Below are 17984 nucleotides of genomic sequence, written 5' to 3' on the forward strand. Positions count from 1 at the left end.
ACGGGATGAGGGTGCGCCTGAGGGGTGCGCGGAGTGCGTTCGGATACGTGGGGCGGTGCTGTGGTGCCGTCGGTCCGGCGGAGCGGTGGTGCGGGAGCGGCGCCTGTGGTGCGGCGCGCGGGTGCCTGGTGACGCAGGCGTCCGGGGCGCGTTCCGTGCCGAGTGGGCGTGGACCGCGGGGACATCCGGACGGGATTCAACGTATGGCACCCCGTGTCACTCAGCAAGGCACCGCGTGCCAAAACTTTCTCTCATTTGCCGATTGACCTGCGCAGATGAGCGATGATCGATCAGAGTTACCGGTGAGTAGGGGCAACTCGGACAAAGAGAAGCGGCCGCTCCCGGGAAGGGAGCGGCCGCTGTGACGAGCGTCGCTTCGCGTGGTTCTCCGCGTCGCTCTGGACGCCGAACTCGACTGGCCGGGTAGGGCCGGCCGGGTCTTGCGCGCCAGGCGTTGCGCGCCAGGTGTTGCTCGCTACGTGTTGCGCAGCGCCTCTTCGATGGTCCGCATGACCTCTTCCAGCGGTGCGTCCGTCCGCGCCACCGCCACCAGCACCTCGTCCTGCGCGCGGACCGCGGCCGCCGGAGCCGCCGCCGGGGCGGGAGCGGAGCTCAGGGCCCGTCCGGCGCCGATCCCCGTGCCGAAGGTCTTGCGGACGATGGCGAAGGCGTGGTCCAGCTGCGCCTCCACGTCCCCCTGGCCGCCCGACCGCAGCCAGCGCCGCAGCACGTGGTTGTGGGCCGTCACCACCGCCGACGCGGCCACCTCGGCCAGCAGCGGGTCGTCGTTGCCGTCGTGGGGCTCGGTCTCGTCGAAGTGGGCCAGCAGGTAGCGGGTGAAGAGCCGCTCGTACCGGGCCACCGAGGCGATCTCCCGCTCCCGCAGCGCCGGCACCTCCCGGGTCAGCCGGTAGCGCTCCACCGACACCGCCGGGGAGGCGGCGTACATCTTCATGACTTCCTTGATCCCGCGGCACACCGTGTCGAGCGGGTGCTCGTGCGCCGGGGCCACGTCCAGCACGGCCTCGGCGCGGGTCAGCGTGTCGTCGTGGTCCGGGAAGATCGCCTCTTCCTTGGACCGGAAGTGGCGGAAGAAGGTCCGCCGCGCCACCCCCGCGGCCGCGGCGATCTCGTCGACCGTCGTGGCCTCGTACCCCTTGGTCGCGAACAGCTCCATCGCGGCGGCGGCGAGCTCGCGGCGCATTTTCAGCCGCTGCGCGGCCGCCTTGCTGCCGGCCGCGCTCTCCGGACTGTCGGAGGCCGCTGTGGCGCGGGGTGAGGTCTTGGCGGGCTGGGACATAGAGCGAAAGTACTTCATTCGCGCCGGGGCGCGCGCCTGAGGGGGGCGGTACGGGGGTGGATGCGGGGGAGGGCCCGCACTGGGCTCGGAGGGAACGGTCCGCCGTGAGGGTGCGGCAGACCCGAGCAGCCCTCCCCACGCATCCGGATCGGGGGCCCCGTGGGCCGGGCTCGGCTTACCGGCGGGCGTACTCACGGAATCCGCGGCCGGTCTTGCGGCCCAGGCAGCCCGCCGCCACCAGGTGCTCCAGCAGCGGGGAGGGGGCCAGGCCGGGCTCGCGGAACTCCTTGTGGAGGACCTTCTCGATGGCCAGGGAGACGTCCAGGCCGACCACGTCGAGCAGCTCGAACGGGCCCATCGGGTAGCCGCCGCCCAGCTTCATCGCCGCGTCGATGTCGTCGATGCCGGCGTAGTGCTGCTCCACCATCTTGATCGCGTTGTTCAGGTACGGGAAGAGCAGCGCGTTCACGATGAAGCCGGCCCGGTCGCCGCAGTCGACGGGGTGCTTGCGCACCTTCGTGCAGACCGCGCGGACCGTGGCGTGCACGTCGTCCGAGGTCAGGACGGTCCGGACCACCTCGACGAGCTTCATCGCCGGCGCCGGGTTGAAGAAGTGCATGCCGATCACGTCCTGCGGGCGCGAGGTCGCGCGGGCGCAGGCGATCACCGGCAGCGAGGAGGTCGTCGTGGCGAGCACCGCGCCCGGCTTGCAGACCTTGTCCAGGGTCGCGAACAGCTCCTGCTTGACCGCCAGGTCCTCCGCGACGGCCTCCACGGCCAGGTCGACCTCGGCGAACGCCTCCAGCGACCCGGCCGGGGTGATCCGCGCCAGCGTCCCGGCCGCCGCCTCCTCGGTCAGCCGGCCCTTCGACACCGCGCGGCCCAGCGACTTCCCGATGGCGGCCTTCGCCGCCTCGGCCTTCTCCTGGCTGCGGGCGGCCAGCACCACCGCGTAGCCGGCCTGCGCGAAGACTTGCGCGATACCGCTCGCCATGGTGCCCGAGCCGGCCACGCCGACCGAGGAGACCGGGCGGCCGTCGCCGAGCCGGGCCCCCTCCAGCGGGGTCTGCGCGTCGCGGACGATCTCGGAGCTGCCCGGCTCCGCGTACGTGTAGAAGCCGCGCCCGGACTTCTGCCCGGTCAGGCCGGCCTCGGCCAGGTGGCCCAGGATCGGGGCCGGGGCGTGCAGCCGGTCGCCGGAGGAGGCGTACATGGCCTCCAGGACGGTCCGCGCGGTGTCCACGCCGATCAGGTCGAGCAGGGCGAGCGGGCCCATGGGCAGACCGCAGCCCAGCCGCATCGCCGCGTCGATGTCCTCGCGGGAGGCGTACTTCGACTCGTACATGGCGGCGGCCTGGTTGAGGTAGCCGAAGAGCAGGCCGTCCGCGACGAACCCGGGGCGGTCGCCGACCGACACCGGCTCCTTGCCCAGCTCGCGGGCGAGGGCGGTGACCGCCTCCACGGCCGGCGGGGCGGTCAGCACGCTGGAGACCACCTCGACGAGCTTCATCGCGGGCGCCGGGTTGAAGAAGTGCAGACCGAGGACGCGCTCGGGGCGCTGCGACTCGGCGGCGAGCCGGGTCACCGACAGGGCGTTGGTGCCGGTGGCCAGGATCGCGTCGGGGCGGACGATCGCGTCCAGCTCGGTGAAGATCCGGTGCTTGAGCTCGTAGTCCTCCGGGACGACCTCGATGACGAGGTCGGCGCCGGCGGCCGCCTCCAGCTCGGTGTAGGTCCGCAGCCGGGCGAGCACGCCTTCGCGCTCCTCCTCGGTGAGGCGGCCGCGGGCCACCGAACGGGCCGTGGCGGCCGCCAGGGACGCGGTGGCCCGGCGGATGGCGCTCTCGCTGCTGTCGATGCCGACGACCTCGCGGCCGGCGCGGGCGAGGACCTCGGCGATGCCGGTGCCCATCGTGCCGAGGCCGACGACGGCGATGGTCTGGAGGGTGGACTGACTGGACGTGGACGGAAGGTCCATCGCGGGACTCCAGTGGATGAGGGTGACGACTGAGGGTGGCGCGCGGCGCACGACGCACGGCCGGAAGAACGCAGGAACGAAAAAGCGCAAGAAAACAGGAGAAGCGGGAGATGTCCGCACGGAGCGCCGTGATCGGGCGGGGCGGAGAGCGGCGGACCCTGTCCCGGGGCCACGCCGTACGTGAAGCGCAGTCCGCGGACGGCTGACGGCCGCGTGCTGCGAGCGGTACCTGGCGGTACCGGTGCTGCTGTGCGGTACCTGGGTACCGGACCGACTGCACGAGGCGGCTGCGTCACCAGGCCGGCCTCGTACGTGTTGCAGCGAGACTAACTCGTCGGTAACTCCTTGGCCAGAGCACGGGAGGAGACGGCCGGTGTGACGTACGCCGCCCACCCGGGCGGGATGCTCATCCCGGGCGGCAGGGGACGGGCCGGGGTGATTCGGATCGGGGCCGGTCGGGCCGTCGTGCCGTCAGGTCCCCTTTGTCGCCTTGGCCATGGGATGGCAGCCAATGCGGGAGAACGCCGAACGGGCCGCCCCGGCAGCCCCTAGGGTGGGCCGCGTGAGCGACGGACAGGACGGACGGGACGGACAGGGCGGACAGGGCGTACTGGAACGCCTGCGGGCCGAAGCGGACGGCTCCCCCCGCTACCGGGAACTGCTCGACGCGGACCCGGACGCGCTCGCGGCCTCCCTGATGTCGGCCGGACTGCCGCTGTGGGCCCGCGAGCTGGCCGCGTACCGGCTGGGGCTCGCGGGCGACCGCCGGGCCTTCGAACCCCTGGTCCTGCTGCTCAACCACCGCGACCCGGCGCGCTGCGCGGCCGCCGCCGAGGCGCTGGCGGCGCTCGGTGACCCGCGCACCGCGCGTGCTGCCGCGGCCCTGGCCACGAACGAGCTGCGCACGGCGTACGCCCTCCAGCCGGTCCGCCTCCTGGTGGCGCTCCGCGCCCCCGAGTCCGCCCCGGCCCTGATCCGCACCCTGTCCCGGCGGCTCGCGCCGCACGACCCGTACTGGCGGGTGGCCCTGGCCTGCGTGGAGGGCTTGGGCGCACTGTCCGACCCGCGTGCCCGCGAGGTCCTCACCCGCGCCCAGGCCCATCCCCGCCTGGCGGTGGCCGCCACCCAGGCCCTGCGCGCACTGCCCTGACGGCGGCTGTCAGGAGTGTGCGGGCCCCGGGACCACGGCGAAGGCCTCCACCTCCATGAGGAGGTCCGGGTGGACCAGGGCCGCGACCTGGACCGCCGAGGAGGCCGGGAGGCGGTCCGGGGCGATCACCTCGTTGCGGGCGGCCCGCAGGGCGTCGAGGTGGGCCATGTCCGTGACGAAGTAGGTCAGCTTCACGACGTCGCCGAAGCCCGCCCCGGCGGCGGCCAGGCACCGGCGCAGGTTCTCGAAGACCTGCCGGGCCTGCGCATCGGGGTCGCCGGCCCCCACGATGCCGCCCTTCTCGTCGAACGCGCACTGTCCGGACACGGCGACGAAGGTCCCGGTCCCCATGACGACATGGGCGTAGCCGGTGCCGGGGGCGACGCCCTCCGGCGCCGCGATGCGGGTGATCTGGTGGTCGGTCATGGTGGATGATCATGCCGGTGGTGCCGTCGGCACGACCACCCGGGGCGGCTTCCGGGGCGCGCCCGGCCCGGCCCGGGCCGGGGGCGGTGCGGGGCGGCGGCCCGCCGCGTCCCCGCCCCGGACGCCGGGTCAGCTGCGGAAGCCCAGCAGCCCGTGCAGGGCCGCGCCGCCCGCCGAGGGCGCCGCCGCGCTGCCGGCCGACGCCGGCTTCGGGTCCGGCTGCGCCGGGCAGGTCGCGTCCGCCGCCCGGCCCGTGCGCAGGTACGCCGACACCTTCTCGTCCAGGCAGGTGTTCCCGCTCAGCGAGACCCCGTGGTTCCCGCCGCCCTCCTCCACCACCAGCGCCGAGCCCTTCAGCTTGTCCCGCATGGTCAGCGCGCCCCCGAGCGGCGTCGCCGCGTCCTGCGTGGCCTGGAGCAGCAGCGCCGGCGGGAGGTCGGCGTTGGACACGTCCGGCGCCTGGAGCGGCTCCGCCTTCCAGAACGCGCACGGGGCGTTGTACCAGGCGTTGTTCCAGGTCATGAAGGGTGCTTCGGCGTGCGTGCGCCACATGTCGGTCCGCCAGGTGTTCCAGTCCTTCGGCCAGGCGGCGTCCCGGCACTGCACCGCCGCGTACACGCTGTACCCGTTGCCCGCCGCGGGCTCCACCGCGCCGAACCGCTCGTACGCCGCCACCAGCGGCTCGGCGTTCCCGTCCACCGCGTACGCCGAGAACGCCTCGGCCAGGTTCGGCCAGTAGCCGTTGTAGTAGCCGCCCGGCATGTAGGTGTCCTCCAGCTCCGCCGGGCCCACCTTGCCGCCCGCCGGCTCCGCGCGCAGGGCCGTGCGCATGGCGTACCAGCGCTGTTCGACCCCGGCCGGGTCGGTGCCGAGCCGGTATGCGGTGTCGTGCTCGGCCACCCAGGCCAGGAACGCCTTGTGGCGGGCGTCGAAGGCGCGGTCCTGGGCGAGGTTGTCGTCGTACCAGACCCCGCCCGGGTCGACGACGGAGTCCAGGACCATGCGGTGCACGCGGTCCGGGTGCAGCTTGGCGTACACCGCGCCCAGGTAGGTGCCGTACGAGTAGCCGAAGTAGCTGAGTTTCGGCGCGCCCAGGGCGGTGCGGATCGCCTCGATGTCGCGGGCGGTCGAGACGGTGTCGATGTACGGGAGCACATCCGCGTGCTTCGCCTGGCAGGCCTCGGCGAAGGCCTGCACCCGTTTCAGGTTGGCCTGCTCGGTCTGCCCCGCGTACGGCACGGAGTCGGGGCGTACGGGGGTGAAGTGGCCGGTCGCGCAGTCGAGGGCGGGCTCGCTCTCGCCGACCCCGCGGGGGTCAAAGCCGATCACGTCGTACTGGGCGGCCACGTCCTTCGGGAGGGCGGAGGCGACGTACGGGGCGAGGCCCCGGCCGCTGCCGCCGGGGCCGCCGGGGTTGACCAGCAGCGGGCCCTGGCTCTTGGCGGCGGTGTGCGGGACGCGGGTCAGGGCCAGGGTGATCTGGCGCCCGGACGGCCGGGCGTGGTCGAGGGGGACCTTGAGGGAGGCGCACTGCAGCGTCGGGTAGCGGCTGGTGGCGCAGCCGGTCCAGCGCAGCGCGGCGGGCGCCGCGGATGCGGGGGCCGGCGTGGTGGCGGCGGTCGCGGGGGCCGGCGCGGCCCCGAGCTGGCCGGCCACCGCGGCGGCGGTGGCGGTGGCGATCGACAGCAGGACGGTGGCGCGCTTCTTCAAGGGACGGGTCATGGGGCCTCCCAGCCGAGGGTTCTGGGCGGAATCGTCCCGGAAGCGCGGCCCGGAAAACGGGATTGGGCCCCTGATTGGCCCGATGGGATGAGGCGGGGTGACGGCCGCTCAGGCGCCGCCGGCGCTCACGGCAGGGTGGGCGGGCGCCGGGCCGGCCGCTCCGACCGGGCGATCGTCCGGGCGTCCCCCCGCCGGGCCGGGCCGCCGCCGAATTCCGCCGCGAGCTCCTGGACTTGGCGGACGGTCCGGCCCCGGCACCGGGCGGGCGCGTACGCCCCGCCCGCGTACACCCGCGCATACCGCCCCGGGGGGCGGTGAACCACTCGTGCGCCCCCGGCCGCAGATGGAGTACCGGGGGTGTCACGGAAGGTCGCCCCGGACGCGGCGAGGAGGCGGCCGATCCGGGCGCCGGGAGAGGTGACGTCCGCCGCCCCCCGGGGGCCGATTTTGGGACGCCGCCCCCGAAGTGGTTGGCTTGCCGCCGACGAGGCAACACAACTGCTGGAGGAACAGGTATGGCGCAGGTCGAGGCCACCACGGAGCGCATCATCGCCGCCGACGCGGACACCGTGTTCGATGCGCTGGCGGACTACACCGGCACCCGGGGCAAGCTGCTGCCCGAGCACTTCAGCGAGTACGAGGTGCGCGAGGGCGGCGACGGCGAGGGCACCCTCGTCCACTGGAAGCTCCAGGCCACCAGCAAGCGCGTCCGCGACTGCCTGCTGGAGGTCACCGAGCCCACCGACGGCCAGCTCGTGGAGAAGGACCGCAACTCCTCCATGGTCACCACCTGGACCGTCACCCCGGCCGGCGAGGGCAGGTCCAAGGCCGTCGTCAGCACCGTCTGGAACGGCGCCGGCGGCATCGGCGGCTTCTTCGAGCGCACCTTCGCCCCCAAGGGCCTCGGCCGGATCTACGACGCGGTCCTGGAGAACCTGGCCCGCGAAGTCGAGGCCTGAGCCATAGGGTGGCCGGTGAGGCCGGGAACGGCCTCACCACATCGGGTGAATCGAGCACGGCCGGCCGGGGGCGACAGTGCTACGGCACGGCTTGTACTACCCGTACATGCACTTCCGCGAGGAGAACCGGCTGAAGGCGTCCGCGCTGTACTGGCCGGAGCTCGGCCGGGTCGTGCCGCCCGGCTGCCCCGTCTCCGACACCTGCACACGGATCACGGAGCGTCTGCGCGCCCGGCGGGCCCCGGCGCGCCCGGAAAGCTAGGGTGGAAACCCGCGTGGACGGCACCGATCCGCGTCGTCCGCGCCGCCGCCGCGCTGTGCGCACCCGACCTCCGGGGGCCCGATGAAGATCCTCATCTCCGCCGACATGGAAGGCGCCACCGGCGTCACCTGGCCCGCCGACGTCCTGCCCGGCACCCCCCAGTGGGAGCGCTGCCGCCCGATGTTCACCTCCGACGTGAACGCGGCCGTCCTCGGCTTCCTCGACGGCGGCGCCGACCGGGTCCTCGTCAACGAGGCCCACTGGACCATGCGGAACCTCCTCCTCGAACAGCTCGACGAGCGGGCCGAGATGCTCACCGGGCGGCACAAGACCCTGTCCATGGTCGAGGGTGTCCAGCACGGGGACGTCGACGGGATCGCCTTCGTCGGCTACCACACCGGCGCCGGAGCCGAGGGCGTCCTCGCCCACACCTACCTCGCCAACTCGATCACCGGGGTCTGGCTGAACGGCGTCCGCGCGAGCGAGGGCCTGCTCAACGCCCACGTCGTCGCCGAGTACGGGGTGCCGGTCGTCCTCGTCACCGGCGACGACCTGACCTGCCGTGACGCCGCCGGGTACGCCCCTGACGCGGTCACCGTCGCCGTGAAGGACCACGTCTCCCGCTACGCCGCCGTCTGCCGCACCCCCGCCCGCACCGCTGCCGAGATCCGGGCCGCCGCCAAGGAGGCCGCGTCCCTCGCGGTGCGCCGGGAGCCGGTACGGGGCGGCCCGTACACGGTGGAGCTGGAGTTCGACGCCGAGCACCTGGCGATGTCCGCCACCCTCGTCCCGGGCGTCGCACGCAGCGGGGAGCGCAGGGTCGCGTACACCAGTAATGCGATGTACGAGGGGATCCGGACGTTCAAGGCGGTCACGACGGTCGTCTCCGCGGCCGTGGAGGAGCAGTATGGCTGACATGTCCGTAGCCACGCCCCAGCACCGGGCCGGGGAGACCCCGGCCGGGGAGCCGCCTGCCGGGGGGTCCCCGGCCGGCGGGCCACCGGCCGACAGGTCCCCGGTCGGCGGCTCCCCGGTCGACCGGGTGGCCCTCGACGAGGTCGTCGAGTTCACCTCCCGGCTCATCCGCATCGACACCACCAACCGGGGCGGCGGCGACTGCCGTGAGCGCCCCGCCGCCGAGTACGCCGCCGGCCTCCTGGCCTCCGCCGGGCTGGAGCCCGTACTCCTCGAACGCACCCCCGGCCGCACCAACGTGGTGGCCCGGATCGCCGGCACCGACCCGTCCGCCGACGCCCTCCTCGTCCACGGCCACCTCGACGTGGTCCCGGCCGAGGCCGCCGACTGGAGCGTGGACCCCTTCTCCGGGGAGGTCCGCGACGGGGTGGTCTGGGGCCGCGGCGCCGTCGACATGAAGAACATGGACGCGATGGTGCTGGCCGTCGTACGGGCCTGGGCGCGGGCCGGAGCGGCACCCCGCCGGGACATCGTGATCGCCTTCACCGCCGACGAGGAGGACAGCGCGGTCGACGGCTCCGGCTTCCTCGCCGACCACCACCCCGGCCTCTTCGAGGGCTGCACGGAAGGGCTGGGCGAATCCGGCGCCTTCACCGTGCACACCGGTCCCCGGCAGCCCCTCTACCCCATCGCCGCCGGCGAACGCGGCACCGCCTGGCTGAAGTTGACCGCCCGCGGCACCACCGGGCACGGCTCCAAGCCCAACCCGGCCAACGCCGTCAGCCGACTCGCCGCCGCCGTCGCCCGCATCGGCGAGCACCGGTGGCCGGTCCGCCTCACCGACACCGTCGCCGCCTGCATCACCGAACTCGCCGCCCTCCAGGGCCTGTCGGTGGACCCGCACAGCCCGCGGACCGACCTCGACCGGCTCCTGCCCAAACTCGGCCCGGCCGCCGCGCTCGTTGAGGCGACCCTGCGCAACAGCGCCAACCCGACCGTGCTGAACGCCGGCTACAAGGTCAACGTCGTCCCGGGCACCGCCGCGGCGTACGTGGACGGCCGGACGCTGCCCGGCGGCGAGGAGGAGTTCCTGGCCACCCTCGACGAGCTGACCGGCCCCGACGTCACCTGGGAGTTCCACCACCGCGAGGTGGCCCTCGAAGCCCCCGTCGACGGGCGGACCTTCGCCGTGCTGCGCGAGTCCGTGGAGCGCTTCGACCCGGCCGGACGGGTCGTGCCGTTCTGCATGGCCGGCGGCACCGACGCCAAGCAGTTCTCCCGCCTCGGGATCACCGGCTACGGCTTCTCCCCGCTCAAACTCCCGCCGGGCTTCGACTACTGGTCCCTCTTCCACGGCGTGGACGAGCGGGTCCCGGTCGACGCCCTGCACTTCGGCGTGCGCGTCCTCGACCACGCGCTGCGGACGCTGTGATGGGGAGCCCGTGAGGCCCGCCCGGCCGGACGCCGCGGGCGGCGCCGCTTCCGAATCCCCGCCCCCGTCCGCATCCCCGTCCCCGTCCGCGAACGCGTCCGCATCCCCGGCTCCGCTCCCGCCGCCGGCCGCGCAGGAGCCCTACGGCAGCTGGCCCTCGCCCCTCGGCGCCGAGCTCGCCGCCGCCCTCGACGGCCGGCCCGAGTACGTCGGCACGATCGGCCCGGAGGTGTGGTGGACCGAGCCCCGGCCCGCCGAGGCCGGCCGCCGCACCCTGGTGCGCCGGCCCGACGGGGGCCCCGGGGCCCAGGCCCTGCCCGCCCCGTGGAACGTCCGCAGCGGGTTCACCGAGTACGGCGGCTGCCCCTGGGCGGGTACCGAGCGGCCCGAGGGCGGACCGCTGGTGGTCTTCGTCCACTTCGCCGACCAGCGGATGTACGCGTACGAGCCGGACGCGCCCGGCGGTCCCGCCCCGCGCCCGCTCACCCCGCTCTCCCCGGTCGGCGGCGGGCTGCGCTGGGCCGACCCGGTGCTGCGGGGCGCCGAGGTGTGGTGCGTCCTGGAGGAGTTCACCGGGCCGGCGCCGACCGACGTCCGCCGCGTGCCGGCCGCCGTACCGCTGGACGGGTCGGCCGCCGGCGACCGCTCCCGCGTACGGGAGCTGACCGACGACGGGCACCGGTTCAGCACCGGGCCCCGGCTGTCCCCCGACGGGCGGCACGCGGCCTGGCTGGTCTGGGACCATCCGCGGATGCCCTGGGACGGGACCGAGCTGCGGCTCGCCGCCATCGCCGCGGACGGCACCCTGACCGGCACCCGCACCGTGCTCGGCGGGCCCGCGGAGGCCGTGGCCCAGGTCGCGTGGGGCACCGACGGCAGCCTCCTCGCGGTCAGCGACCGCAGCGGCTGGTGGAACCCGTACCGGGTGGACCCGGACAGCGGCGCCGCCGTCAACCTGTGCCCGCGCGAGGAGGAGTTCGGCGGCCCGCTGTGGAAGCCCGGGCTGAGCTGGCTGGCCCCGCTGCCCGACGGGCTCGTCGCCGTCCTGCACGGCCAGGGCTCCTCGGTCCTCGGCGTCCTCGACCCGGAGAGCGGCGACCTGGTGGACGCCGCAGGCCCCTGGACCGCCTGGCAGCCCACGCTCGCCGCCCGCGGCCACCGGGTCTACGGGGTCGCCGCCAGCCCGCGCAGCGCCTACGAGGTGGTGGAGCTCGACACCGAGAGCGGCCACGCCCGCGTGGTCGGCGCCGCGGGCGTCGACCCGGTCGACCCCGCCTACTACCCCGAACCGCAGACCCGCACCTTCCTCGGCCCGGACGACCGCGAGATCCACGCCCACGTCTACCCGCCGCACCATCCGGCGCGCCGGGCCCCCGCCGACGAACTGCCCCCGTACGTCATCTGGGTGCACGGCGGCCCCACCGACCACGTGCCGCCCGTACTCGACCTGCACATCGCGTACTTCACCTCGCGGGGCATCGGCGTCGCCGAGGTCAACTACGGGGGCTCCACCGGCTACGGGCGCGCCTACCGGGAGCGGCTGCGCGAGCAGTGGGGCGTGGTCGACGTCGAGGACTGCGCAGCGGTGGCCCGGGCCCTGGCCGCCGAGGGCACCGCCGACCCGGACCGGCTCGCCATCCGCGGCGGCAGCGCCGGCGGCTGGACGGCCGCGGCCTCGCTCGCCGCGACCTCCGTGTACGCGTGCGCGGCGATCCGCTACCCGGTCCTGGACCTGCAGGGCTTCGCCGAGGAGACCCACGACCTGGAATCCCGCTACGTCGATGCCCTGGCCGGGCCGCCGCAGACCCTCGCCGTACGCAGCCGCGAGCGGTCCCCGGTGGCCCTCGCCGACCGGATCACCGCACCGTTCCTGCTGCTCCAGGGCCTCGACGACGCGGTCTGCCCGCCCGCCCAGGCGGAGCGGCTGCTCGCCGCCCTGCGGGGGCGGGGCGTGCCGTACGCGTACCTGGCCTTCGAGGGCGAGGGGCACGGCTTCCGCCGGGCCGACACCATGATCCGCGCCCTGGAGGCGGAACTCGCCCTGTACGCCCAGGTGTTCGGCATCGAGCGGACGGACGTGCCGCCGCTCCGCCTGGACACCAGCTGACGCTCCCGGCCCGGCCCCGGCCGTGGGTCGCGGTTCGGGCGGCCCTCAGGCGGCTCTCAGGCGGCCGTCTGCGCCGTGTGCAGCCAGACGCGGAGCGTGCCCAGCTCGGTGAAGCCGTGGCGGGCGGCCGTCCGGAGGTCCTCCCCGCTCTCGTAACCCACGACCGGCAGCCGCGGCCACAGCTCCGCGATCCCGGCGAGGGCACCCGCCCAGGCCTCGTCGTCCCCGACCCCGTCCGCGGCGAACACGTTGGACACCCCGACCACGCCGGCGGCCGCGTTCGCCACGGCCCCGGCCAGGATCCGCCCGTCCGCGCCCCGCCCGGCGAGGAAGGCGATGTCCCCGGTCAGCAGCCCCGGGTGGAACAGCCCCGAGCTGCGCTCCCCGTCCCAGGCGGCCTCCCACCGGTCGAGCTCCGCGGCGTCCCCGACCCGCGACCAGGCCAGGGCCGGCGGGGCCGTCCCCGCCGGGGCCGGGGCGCCCGCCGCGCGGTGGATCCACCGCGCCTCGAACAGCACCTCGAAGCCGGCCGGGGCCAGGTCGAGCACGGCGAAGCTGTCCTTGACCGAGCAGCCGGGGGAGTCCGTGTCCAGCGCGGCCGCGAGCGCGGCCGCCGGGACGTCCCGGGTCAGGGTCACCGCGTCCGGGTAGTAGGGCGGGGTGCGGCGCGCGCTGGTCCAGGCGTCCGCGGTGAACTCGCCGCCGGCGCAGACCGCGGCGCACCACGCGGCGTTGTTGCGTGCCGCCGCGTGCAGGAGTTCCTCGGTGTTCGGGATGGTGATCACAAGGGCATGATCACACACCGCTTAGCCTGGCACTATGCGAATTCCCACCTATGTCGCGGAGGGGGAGCGCGTCGGGCTGCGCCCCTTCCGGACCGCCGACGGCCCCGAGTTCACCGCCCGGGCGCGCGAGAGCCGGGACCTGCACCGCCCCTGGCTGTTCCCGCCCGCCACCCTCGAGGAGTACGAGCCGTACGCGGCCCGGCTGGCCGAGGGCGACAGTTGCGCCGGACTCCTCGTCTGCGAGCTCGCCACCAGTGCCATCGCCGGATTCGTCAACATCAACAACATCGTCCGCGGGGCCTTCCAGTGCGGCGCCCTCGGATACGGGGCGTTCGCCCACGCCGCCGGGCGCGGGCTCCTCGGCGAGGCCCTCGACCTGGTCCTCGGCCACGCCTTCGCCCCCGAGCGGTCCGGCCTCGGCCTGCACCGCCTGGAGGCCAACATCCAGCCCGGCAACACCGCCTCCATCGCCCTCGTCCGCGGCCGCGGCTTCCGGCTGGAGGGGCTGTCGCCCGACTTCCTCTTCGTGGACGGGGCCTGGCGCGACCACGAACGCTGGGCGATCACCGCCGAGATGACCGTCCCCGGCCCGGCCGGCCCGCCTTCACCCCGCGCCCGCCGTGGCGCAGGATGAGGGCACACCCGGGACTGCGCCCGCCCGCACCCGGCACCGTGCCCGGCGGGTACGAGCCCGCCGGAGCCCTGTGCGGGCAGGGCCGGCCGAGCCGGCTCGGCGCCGGTGCCTTCGCTGGACGGCCCTGGCCACGGCTTTGCGTAATCCTGACCGGTGGTGATCCGCGGAATCCCTGTGCACCGGCTGCCGCGGCGTGTTCCATGTGCCGCATGGCCACCATCGTCCGCCGCGCCGTACTGACCCTGCCCGCCGCCCCGTTGGGGCCCGAGAACCCGCTGCCTGCGCTCGGCGCGCCCGCCGGCGTACCCGTACTCGACGAGCGCACCCGGGCCGGCCTGCCGCGCGACATGGCCCGGCAGGTCGGCTACGGGCCGCTGCGCTCGGTGCTGCCGGTCCGGATCCTCGACGGGTACGGACGCCGGCGGCAGGAGCGGGAGTTCGAGGCGCTCGTCCTGGAGAACGCCCACCTGCGGGCCACCGTCCTGCCCGGCCTCGGCGGCCGCGTCCACTCCCTCGTCCACGTGCCGACCGGCCGCGAACTGCTCTACCGCAACCCGGTGTTCCAGCCCGCGAACTTCGCCCTGAACGGCGCCTGGTTCTCCGGCGGCATCGAATGGAACATCGGCGCCACCGGCCACACCACCCTGTCCTGCGCCCCGCTGCACGCCGCGACCGTACCGGCCCCGGACGGCGGGGTGATGCTGCGGCTGTGGGAATGGGAGCGGCTGCGCGACCTGCCGTTCCAGGTCGACCTGTGGCTGCCGGAGGACTCGGAGTTCCTGTACGTCGGCGTCCGCGTCCGCAACCCGCACGAGCGGCCCGCCCCCGTCTACTGGTGGTCCAACACCGCCGTCCCCGAGGACCACTCCACCCGCGTCCTCGCCCCCGCCGACGAGGCCTGGCTCCCCCACGGCTCCGAGGGTGCGGGAGGCACCCCGGTCGGCCACGAGCGCACCCTGCGCCGCATCCCGGTCCCCGAATGGCAGGGCGTGGACCGCACGTACCCGCTGCGCAGCGAGTACGCGGCGGACTTCTTCTACGAGGTGGACCCGGCCGGCGGGGCCCGCACGCGCCCCTGGATCGCCGCCCTGGACGCCTCGGGCAGCGGCCTCGTCCAGACGTCCACGGACGGGCTGCGCGGCCGGAAGCTCTTCGTGTGGGGTGCGGGCGCGGGCGGCCGGCGCTGGCAGGACTGGCTGACCGAGCCGGGCACCGGCGGCTACGCCGAGATCCAGGCAGGGCTGGCCCGGACCCAGCTGGAACACGTACGCCTGGACGCCGGGGCGGAGCTGAGCTGGCTGGAGGCGTACGGCTCGCTGACCGCGGACCCGGCGGCCGTGCACGGATCCGACTGGGCGGCGGCCCGCGCCGAGGCGGGGCGGGCCCTGGAGGCGGCCCTGCCCCGGGACCGGGTCGAGGAGGCGTACGCGGCCTGGCGCGGCGCGGCCGACACCGAGCCGGGGGAGCGGCTGGCCCGGGGCTCGGGATGGGGAGCCCTGGAGGTCCTGTGCGGCGGCCACAAGCTCCCCGGCACCCCCTTCGCCGAATCCGACCTGGGGGAGGAGCAGCGGCCCTGGCTGGAGCTGTGGCGCAGCGGCGTCTTCCCCGACCCGGGCAGTACGGCGCCCCCGGGGCCCAGCCTCGTCGCCCCGCACTGGCGGGACGCGCTCGAGACGGCCCCCGCCGACCCGCTCACCGAGTACCACCTGGGCGTGGCCCAGTGGCATGCGGGCGACGTGGCCCAGGCGGTCCGCAGCTGGGAGCGCGGCCTCGGCCGGGCCGCGTCGCGCTGGCCGCTGCTGCGCTGCCTGGCGGCCGCGGACACCCTGTCCGGCGACCCGGTGCGCGGGGCCCGGCGTTACGCGGAGGCCTTCGCCGACCTGGCGCAGGACAGCCGCGGCGGCACCGTCCGGGAGGCCGCCGAGTCCGCGCTGGGCCGGGAGGTGATGACCGCCCTGCTGGAGACCGGCCGCCCGGCCGAGGCCAGGGCGGTGTGGGACCGGCTGCGCCCCGTACTGCGCGAGCAGCCCCGCTTCCGCCTGCTGGCGGCGCTGCTGCTGGCGGCCGAGGGCCACATGGCCGCGGCCCGCCGCGTCTTCGAGGACGGCTTCGAACTCCCGGACCTGAGGGAGGGCGACGAGGTCCTGGCGGAGGTCTGGTCCCGCATCACGGACCGCCCGCTGCCGCCGGCGTACAACTTCCGCATGCGCCCGCCGCGTTGAGGTAGGCCGTCGGGGCGTTCCGGCGTCCTCGGCGGCGGGCCGCCCGCAAGCCGGGGCCGTGTGCCCGCCCTTGGGTGGCGGGGCGGGACGGGGGCGAGGAGAGTGGCTTGGAGGGGAGCACGCCCACGCAGGAGGCGGTGAGACCCATGCCCGAGACGCTGCTCGAACAGCACGCCGCCGCGCTCCGGCTCTTCGGCGAGCGCGTGCGCGCCGTCGCGGACGAACAGTGGGGCGCCCCGACCCCGTGCACGGAGTGGAACGTGCGCGACCTCGTCAACCACGTCACCGGCGAGCAGCTGTGGATCCCGCCGCTGGTCACCGACGGCAGCACCGTCGCGGAAGTCGGCGACCGCTTCTCCGGCGACGTGCTCGGCGACGACCCGGTCGCCGCCTGGGAGCGGGCCGCCGAGGCCGCGCACGCCGCGTTCGCCGCGCCCGGGGCGCTGGAGCGCACCGTCGCGCTGTCGTACGGGCCTGCGAAGGGGGCGGCGTACTGCGCGGAGCTGACCGCGGACTGCGTCGTGCACACCTGGGATCTCGCGCGGGCCATCGGCGCCGACGACCGGCTGCCCGCCGGGCTCGTCGAGTTCTCCCTCAAGGAGGTCATGCCGTACGCGGACGGGCTCGCGGCCGGCGGGATGTACGCGCCGCCGCTGGAGGTCCCGTCGGGCGCCGACGCCCAGACCAGGCTGCTGGCGCTGGTCGGCCGGAAGGGCTGACACAACGGGCAGATTCCAGCAGACAATCATATAAAGGGCGTGATCGGTTGAAGGGTGCGGTCGGTCGGCGGAGCAGTACGGACGCGTCAGGGCGAGCCGGGGAAGGCAGGGCCAGGTGGAGGGGATGCGGCGCACGGCGGAGGGCCGGGGGCCGGTCCGGTTCGGGCCGCTCGCGCCCCCGCCCGGGCTGCCCGTGCCGCCCGAGCTCACCGCCGTCATGGCCGCGGCCGCCGAGCGCTCCGCCCCCGAGCCCCCGGGCGGCGGCGCACCCGTACGCGAGGCCGCCTGCCGGTACTGGGAGCGGCGCGGCCTCGCCGTCGACCCCGAGCACGTGGCCGCCGCGCCCGGCGCCCCCGCGCTGCTGGTGGCGCTGATCGGTGCGTACGGGGGCGACGTGCTGCTGCCCCGGCCGTGCCCGGCGTGGTGGACCCCGCAGGTCCGGATGCTGGGGCGGCGGGCGTACCACGTGCCGACCCCGGCCGAGTGCGGGGGCGTCCCCGACCCGTACGCCCTGCTGGAGACCGTACGCCGGGTGCGGGCCGAGGGCGGCGACCCGCGGGTGCTGCTGCTGTCCGTCGCCGACGACCCGACCGCCACCGTGCCGCCGCCCGAACTGCTGCTCGAGGCCTGCGAGGCGGCCGTCACCGCCGACCTGTTCGTCGTCAGCGACGAGAGCTGGCGCGACACCGTGCACCGGCCGCACGACACCCTCGTCCTCAGCCCCGCCGAGATGCTGCCCGACCGGGCCGCCGTACTCCTGGACCTGTCCGGTGCGCTGCTGCCCGCCGGCTGGCCCGCCGCCGTCGCCCGCTTTCCCGGCACTCCGCAGGGTTCCTGGCTGCGGGCCGGCACCCTCGACATCCTCGCCGCCACCGGCGCCCTGGTCGCGGCGCCCGTCGCCGCCGCCGCGGCCCACGCCCTCCACGAACCCGACTCCGTCGCCGAACGCACCCGCGCCGCCGCCGCCCTGCACGGGGCGGTCGCCGCCGCCGTCCACCGTCACCTGCTGGCGGCCGGAGTACTGGCCCGCCCGCCGCAGGCCGGCCGCCACGTATACGCCGACCTGACGCCGCTGCGGCCCGGGCTCGCCCGCCACGGCGTCCGCGACGCCATGGAGCTGGAGGACTGGCTCGGAGCCCGGCTCGGCGCCCCCACCCCCGGCGGCCAGCGCTTCGCGGACGAGCTGGGCGAACTGCGGGTCCGCCTGTCCACCGGCCCGCTGCTCGGCACGGACCCGGAGGAGCGGCTCGCCGCGCTCACCGCCCCGCACCCCCTCGAACTCCCGCAGATTCGCGCCTCCCTGGACCTCCTCGACTCGGTCCTGGCAGGGCTGGCCACCTGACCGGGTCCCCCGAGCCGATCGGCGAAGGACC

The 17984-nt window shown here is 75.4% G+C and carries 15 protein-coding genes; 10 read left to right on the forward strand and 5 right to left on the reverse strand.

Annotated elements, in window-relative coordinates; all coding sequences use genetic code 11:
- Positions 1–475: 475 nt before the first annotated feature.
- Both AC068A_RS21665 and AC068A_RS21670 read right to left on the reverse strand, forming a co-directional pair.
- Positions 476–1300, reverse strand: a complete 825-nt coding sequence (locus AC068A_RS21665) for a TetR family transcriptional regulator (RefSeq protein WP_478587194.1) — start codon at positions 1298–1300, stop codon at positions 476–478.
- 175 nt (positions 1301–1475) lie between these two features.
- On the reverse strand, positions 1476–3278 hold the full coding sequence (locus AC068A_RS21670) for a 3-hydroxyacyl-CoA dehydrogenase family protein (RefSeq protein ID WP_478587196.1): 1803 nt from the start codon (positions 3276–3278) through the stop codon (positions 1476–1478).
- 562 nt (positions 3279–3840) lie between these two features.
- On the opposite strand from AC068A_RS21670, the gene AC068A_RS21675 reads away from it, so the two are divergent.
- Positions 3841–4428, forward strand: coding sequence for a HEAT repeat domain-containing protein (locus tag AC068A_RS21675; protein WP_478587198.1), 588 nt, complete (start codon positions 3841–3843; stop codon positions 4426–4428).
- 9 nt (positions 4429–4437) lie between these two features.
- Here AC068A_RS21675 and AC068A_RS21680 read toward each other — a convergent pair whose 3' ends face one another.
- The gene (locus tag AC068A_RS21680; RefSeq protein ID WP_478587199.1) at positions 4438–4854 is read right to left on the reverse strand and encodes a RidA family protein; all 417 of its coding nucleotides are present in this window, start codon (positions 4852–4854) and stop codon (positions 4438–4440) included.
- A 129-nt stretch (positions 4855–4983) separates the two neighbouring features.
- Positions 4984–6576 carry an alpha/beta hydrolase gene (locus AC068A_RS21685; protein ID WP_478587201.1) on the reverse strand — a complete coding sequence of 531 codons (1593 nt, stop codon included), beginning with the start codon at positions 6574–6576 and terminating at the stop codon, positions 4984–4986.
- Between the two features lie 515 nt (positions 6577–7091).
- Between AC068A_RS21685 and AC068A_RS21690 the strand changes: the two genes are divergently transcribed.
- The 5 genes from AC068A_RS21690 to AC068A_RS21710 all read left to right on the forward strand — a co-directional run bounded on the left by AC068A_RS21690 (position 7092) and on the right by AC068A_RS21710 (position 12251).
- A complete protein-coding gene (locus AC068A_RS21690; RefSeq protein ID WP_478587202.1) occupies positions 7092–7535 on the forward strand; it encodes an SRPBCC family protein in 444 nt (147 codons plus the stop codon).
- A gap of 106 nt (positions 7536–7641) precedes the next feature.
- Positions 7642–7797: a hypothetical protein gene (locus AC068A_RS21695; RefSeq protein ID WP_478587204.1), complete on the forward strand. Its 156-nt coding sequence runs from the start codon at positions 7642–7644 to the stop codon at positions 7795–7797.
- Positions 7798–7878: 81 nt separating this feature from the next.
- Complete coding sequence (locus AC068A_RS21700) at positions 7879–8712, forward strand: M55 family metallopeptidase (RefSeq protein WP_478587206.1); 834 nt, start codon at positions 7879–7881, stop codon at positions 8710–8712.
- A gap of 1 nt (position 8713) precedes the next feature.
- Positions 8714–10144, forward strand: coding sequence for a M20/M25/M40 family metallo-hydrolase (locus AC068A_RS21705; RefSeq protein WP_478587208.1), 1431 nt, complete (start codon positions 8714–8716; stop codon positions 10142–10144).
- Positions 10145–10154: 10 nt separating this feature from the next.
- On the forward strand, positions 10155–12251 hold the full coding sequence (locus AC068A_RS21710) for a prolyl oligopeptidase family serine peptidase (RefSeq protein ID WP_478587209.1): 2097 nt from the start codon (positions 10155–10157) through the stop codon (positions 12249–12251).
- A 56-nt stretch (positions 12252–12307) separates the two neighbouring features.
- Here AC068A_RS21710 and AC068A_RS21715 read toward each other — a convergent pair whose 3' ends face one another.
- On the reverse strand, positions 12308–13033 hold the full coding sequence (locus AC068A_RS21715) for a hypothetical protein (RefSeq protein ID WP_478587253.1): 726 nt from the start codon (positions 13031–13033) through the stop codon (positions 12308–12310).
- A gap of 37 nt (positions 13034–13070) precedes the next feature.
- On the opposite strand from AC068A_RS21715, the gene AC068A_RS21720 reads away from it, so the two are divergent.
- The 4 genes from AC068A_RS21720 to AC068A_RS21735 all read left to right on the forward strand — a co-directional run bounded on the left by AC068A_RS21720 (position 13071) and on the right by AC068A_RS21735 (position 17953).
- Positions 13071–13670, forward strand: a complete 600-nt coding sequence (locus tag AC068A_RS21720) for a GNAT family N-acetyltransferase (protein WP_478587211.1) — start codon at positions 13071–13073, stop codon at positions 13668–13670.
- A gap of 209 nt (positions 13671–13879) precedes the next feature.
- Entirely contained in the window at positions 13880–15892 is a 2013-nt protein-coding gene (locus tag AC068A_RS21725; RefSeq protein WP_478587213.1) for a DUF5107 domain-containing protein, read from the forward strand.
- Between the two features lie 146 nt (positions 15893–16038).
- Complete coding sequence (locus AC068A_RS21730) at positions 16039–16611, forward strand: TIGR03086 family metal-binding protein (RefSeq protein WP_478587215.1); 573 nt, start codon at positions 16039–16041, stop codon at positions 16609–16611.
- A 124-nt stretch (positions 16612–16735) separates the two neighbouring features.
- Positions 16736–17953: an aminotransferase class I/II-fold pyridoxal phosphate-dependent enzyme gene (locus tag AC068A_RS21735; RefSeq protein WP_478587216.1), complete on the forward strand. Its 1218-nt coding sequence runs from the start codon at positions 16736–16738 to the stop codon at positions 17951–17953.
- The last annotated feature ends 31 nt before the right edge of the window (positions 17954–17984 follow it).

This window comes from Streptomyces sp. NPDC043854 (genome assembly GCF_056436005.1).

What these genes read in the sequence shown, in the direction of transcription:
- AC068A_RS21670 (WP_478587196.1), bottom strand. Translation starts at nt 3,278, where the DNA reads ATGGACCTTCCGTCCACGTCCAGTCAGTCCACCCTCCAGACCATCGCC.
- AC068A_RS21680 (WP_478587199.1), bottom strand. Translation starts at nt 4,854, where the DNA reads ATGACCGACCACCAGATCACCCGCATCGCGGCGCCGGAGGGCGTCGCC.
- AC068A_RS21705 (WP_478587208.1), top strand. Translation starts at nt 8,714, where the DNA reads ATGTCCGTAGCCACGCCCCAGCACCGGGCCGGGGAGACCCCGGCCGGG.
- AC068A_RS21730 (WP_478587215.1), top strand. Translation starts at nt 16,039, where the DNA reads ATGCCCGAGACGCTGCTCGAACAGCACGCCGCCGCGCTCCGGCTCTTC.
- AC068A_RS21700 (WP_478587206.1), top strand. Translation starts at nt 7,879, where the DNA reads ATGAAGATCCTCATCTCCGCCGACATGGAAGGCGCCACCGGCGTCACC.
- AC068A_RS21695 (WP_478587204.1), top strand. Translation starts at nt 7,642, where the DNA reads ATGCACTTCCGCGAGGAGAACCGGCTGAAGGCGTCCGCGCTGTACTGG.
- AC068A_RS21690 (WP_478587202.1), top strand. Translation starts at nt 7,092, where the DNA reads ATGGCGCAGGTCGAGGCCACCACGGAGCGCATCATCGCCGCCGACGCG.
- AC068A_RS21665 (WP_478587194.1), bottom strand. Translation starts at nt 1,300, where the DNA reads ATGTCCCAGCCCGCCAAGACCTCACCCCGCGCCACAGCGGCCTCCGAC.
- AC068A_RS21735 (WP_478587216.1), top strand. Translation starts at nt 16,736, where the DNA reads ATGCGGCGCACGGCGGAGGGCCGGGGGCCGGTCCGGTTCGGGCCGCTC.
- AC068A_RS21725 (WP_478587213.1), top strand. Translation starts at nt 13,880, where the DNA reads ATGGCCACCATCGTCCGCCGCGCCGTACTGACCCTGCCCGCCGCCCCG.
- AC068A_RS21720 (WP_478587211.1), top strand. Translation starts at nt 13,071, where the DNA reads ATGCGAATTCCCACCTATGTCGCGGAGGGGGAGCGCGTCGGGCTGCGC.
- AC068A_RS21685 (WP_478587201.1), bottom strand. Translation starts at nt 6,576, where the DNA reads ATGACCCGTCCCTTGAAGAAGCGCGCCACCGTCCTGCTGTCGATCGCC.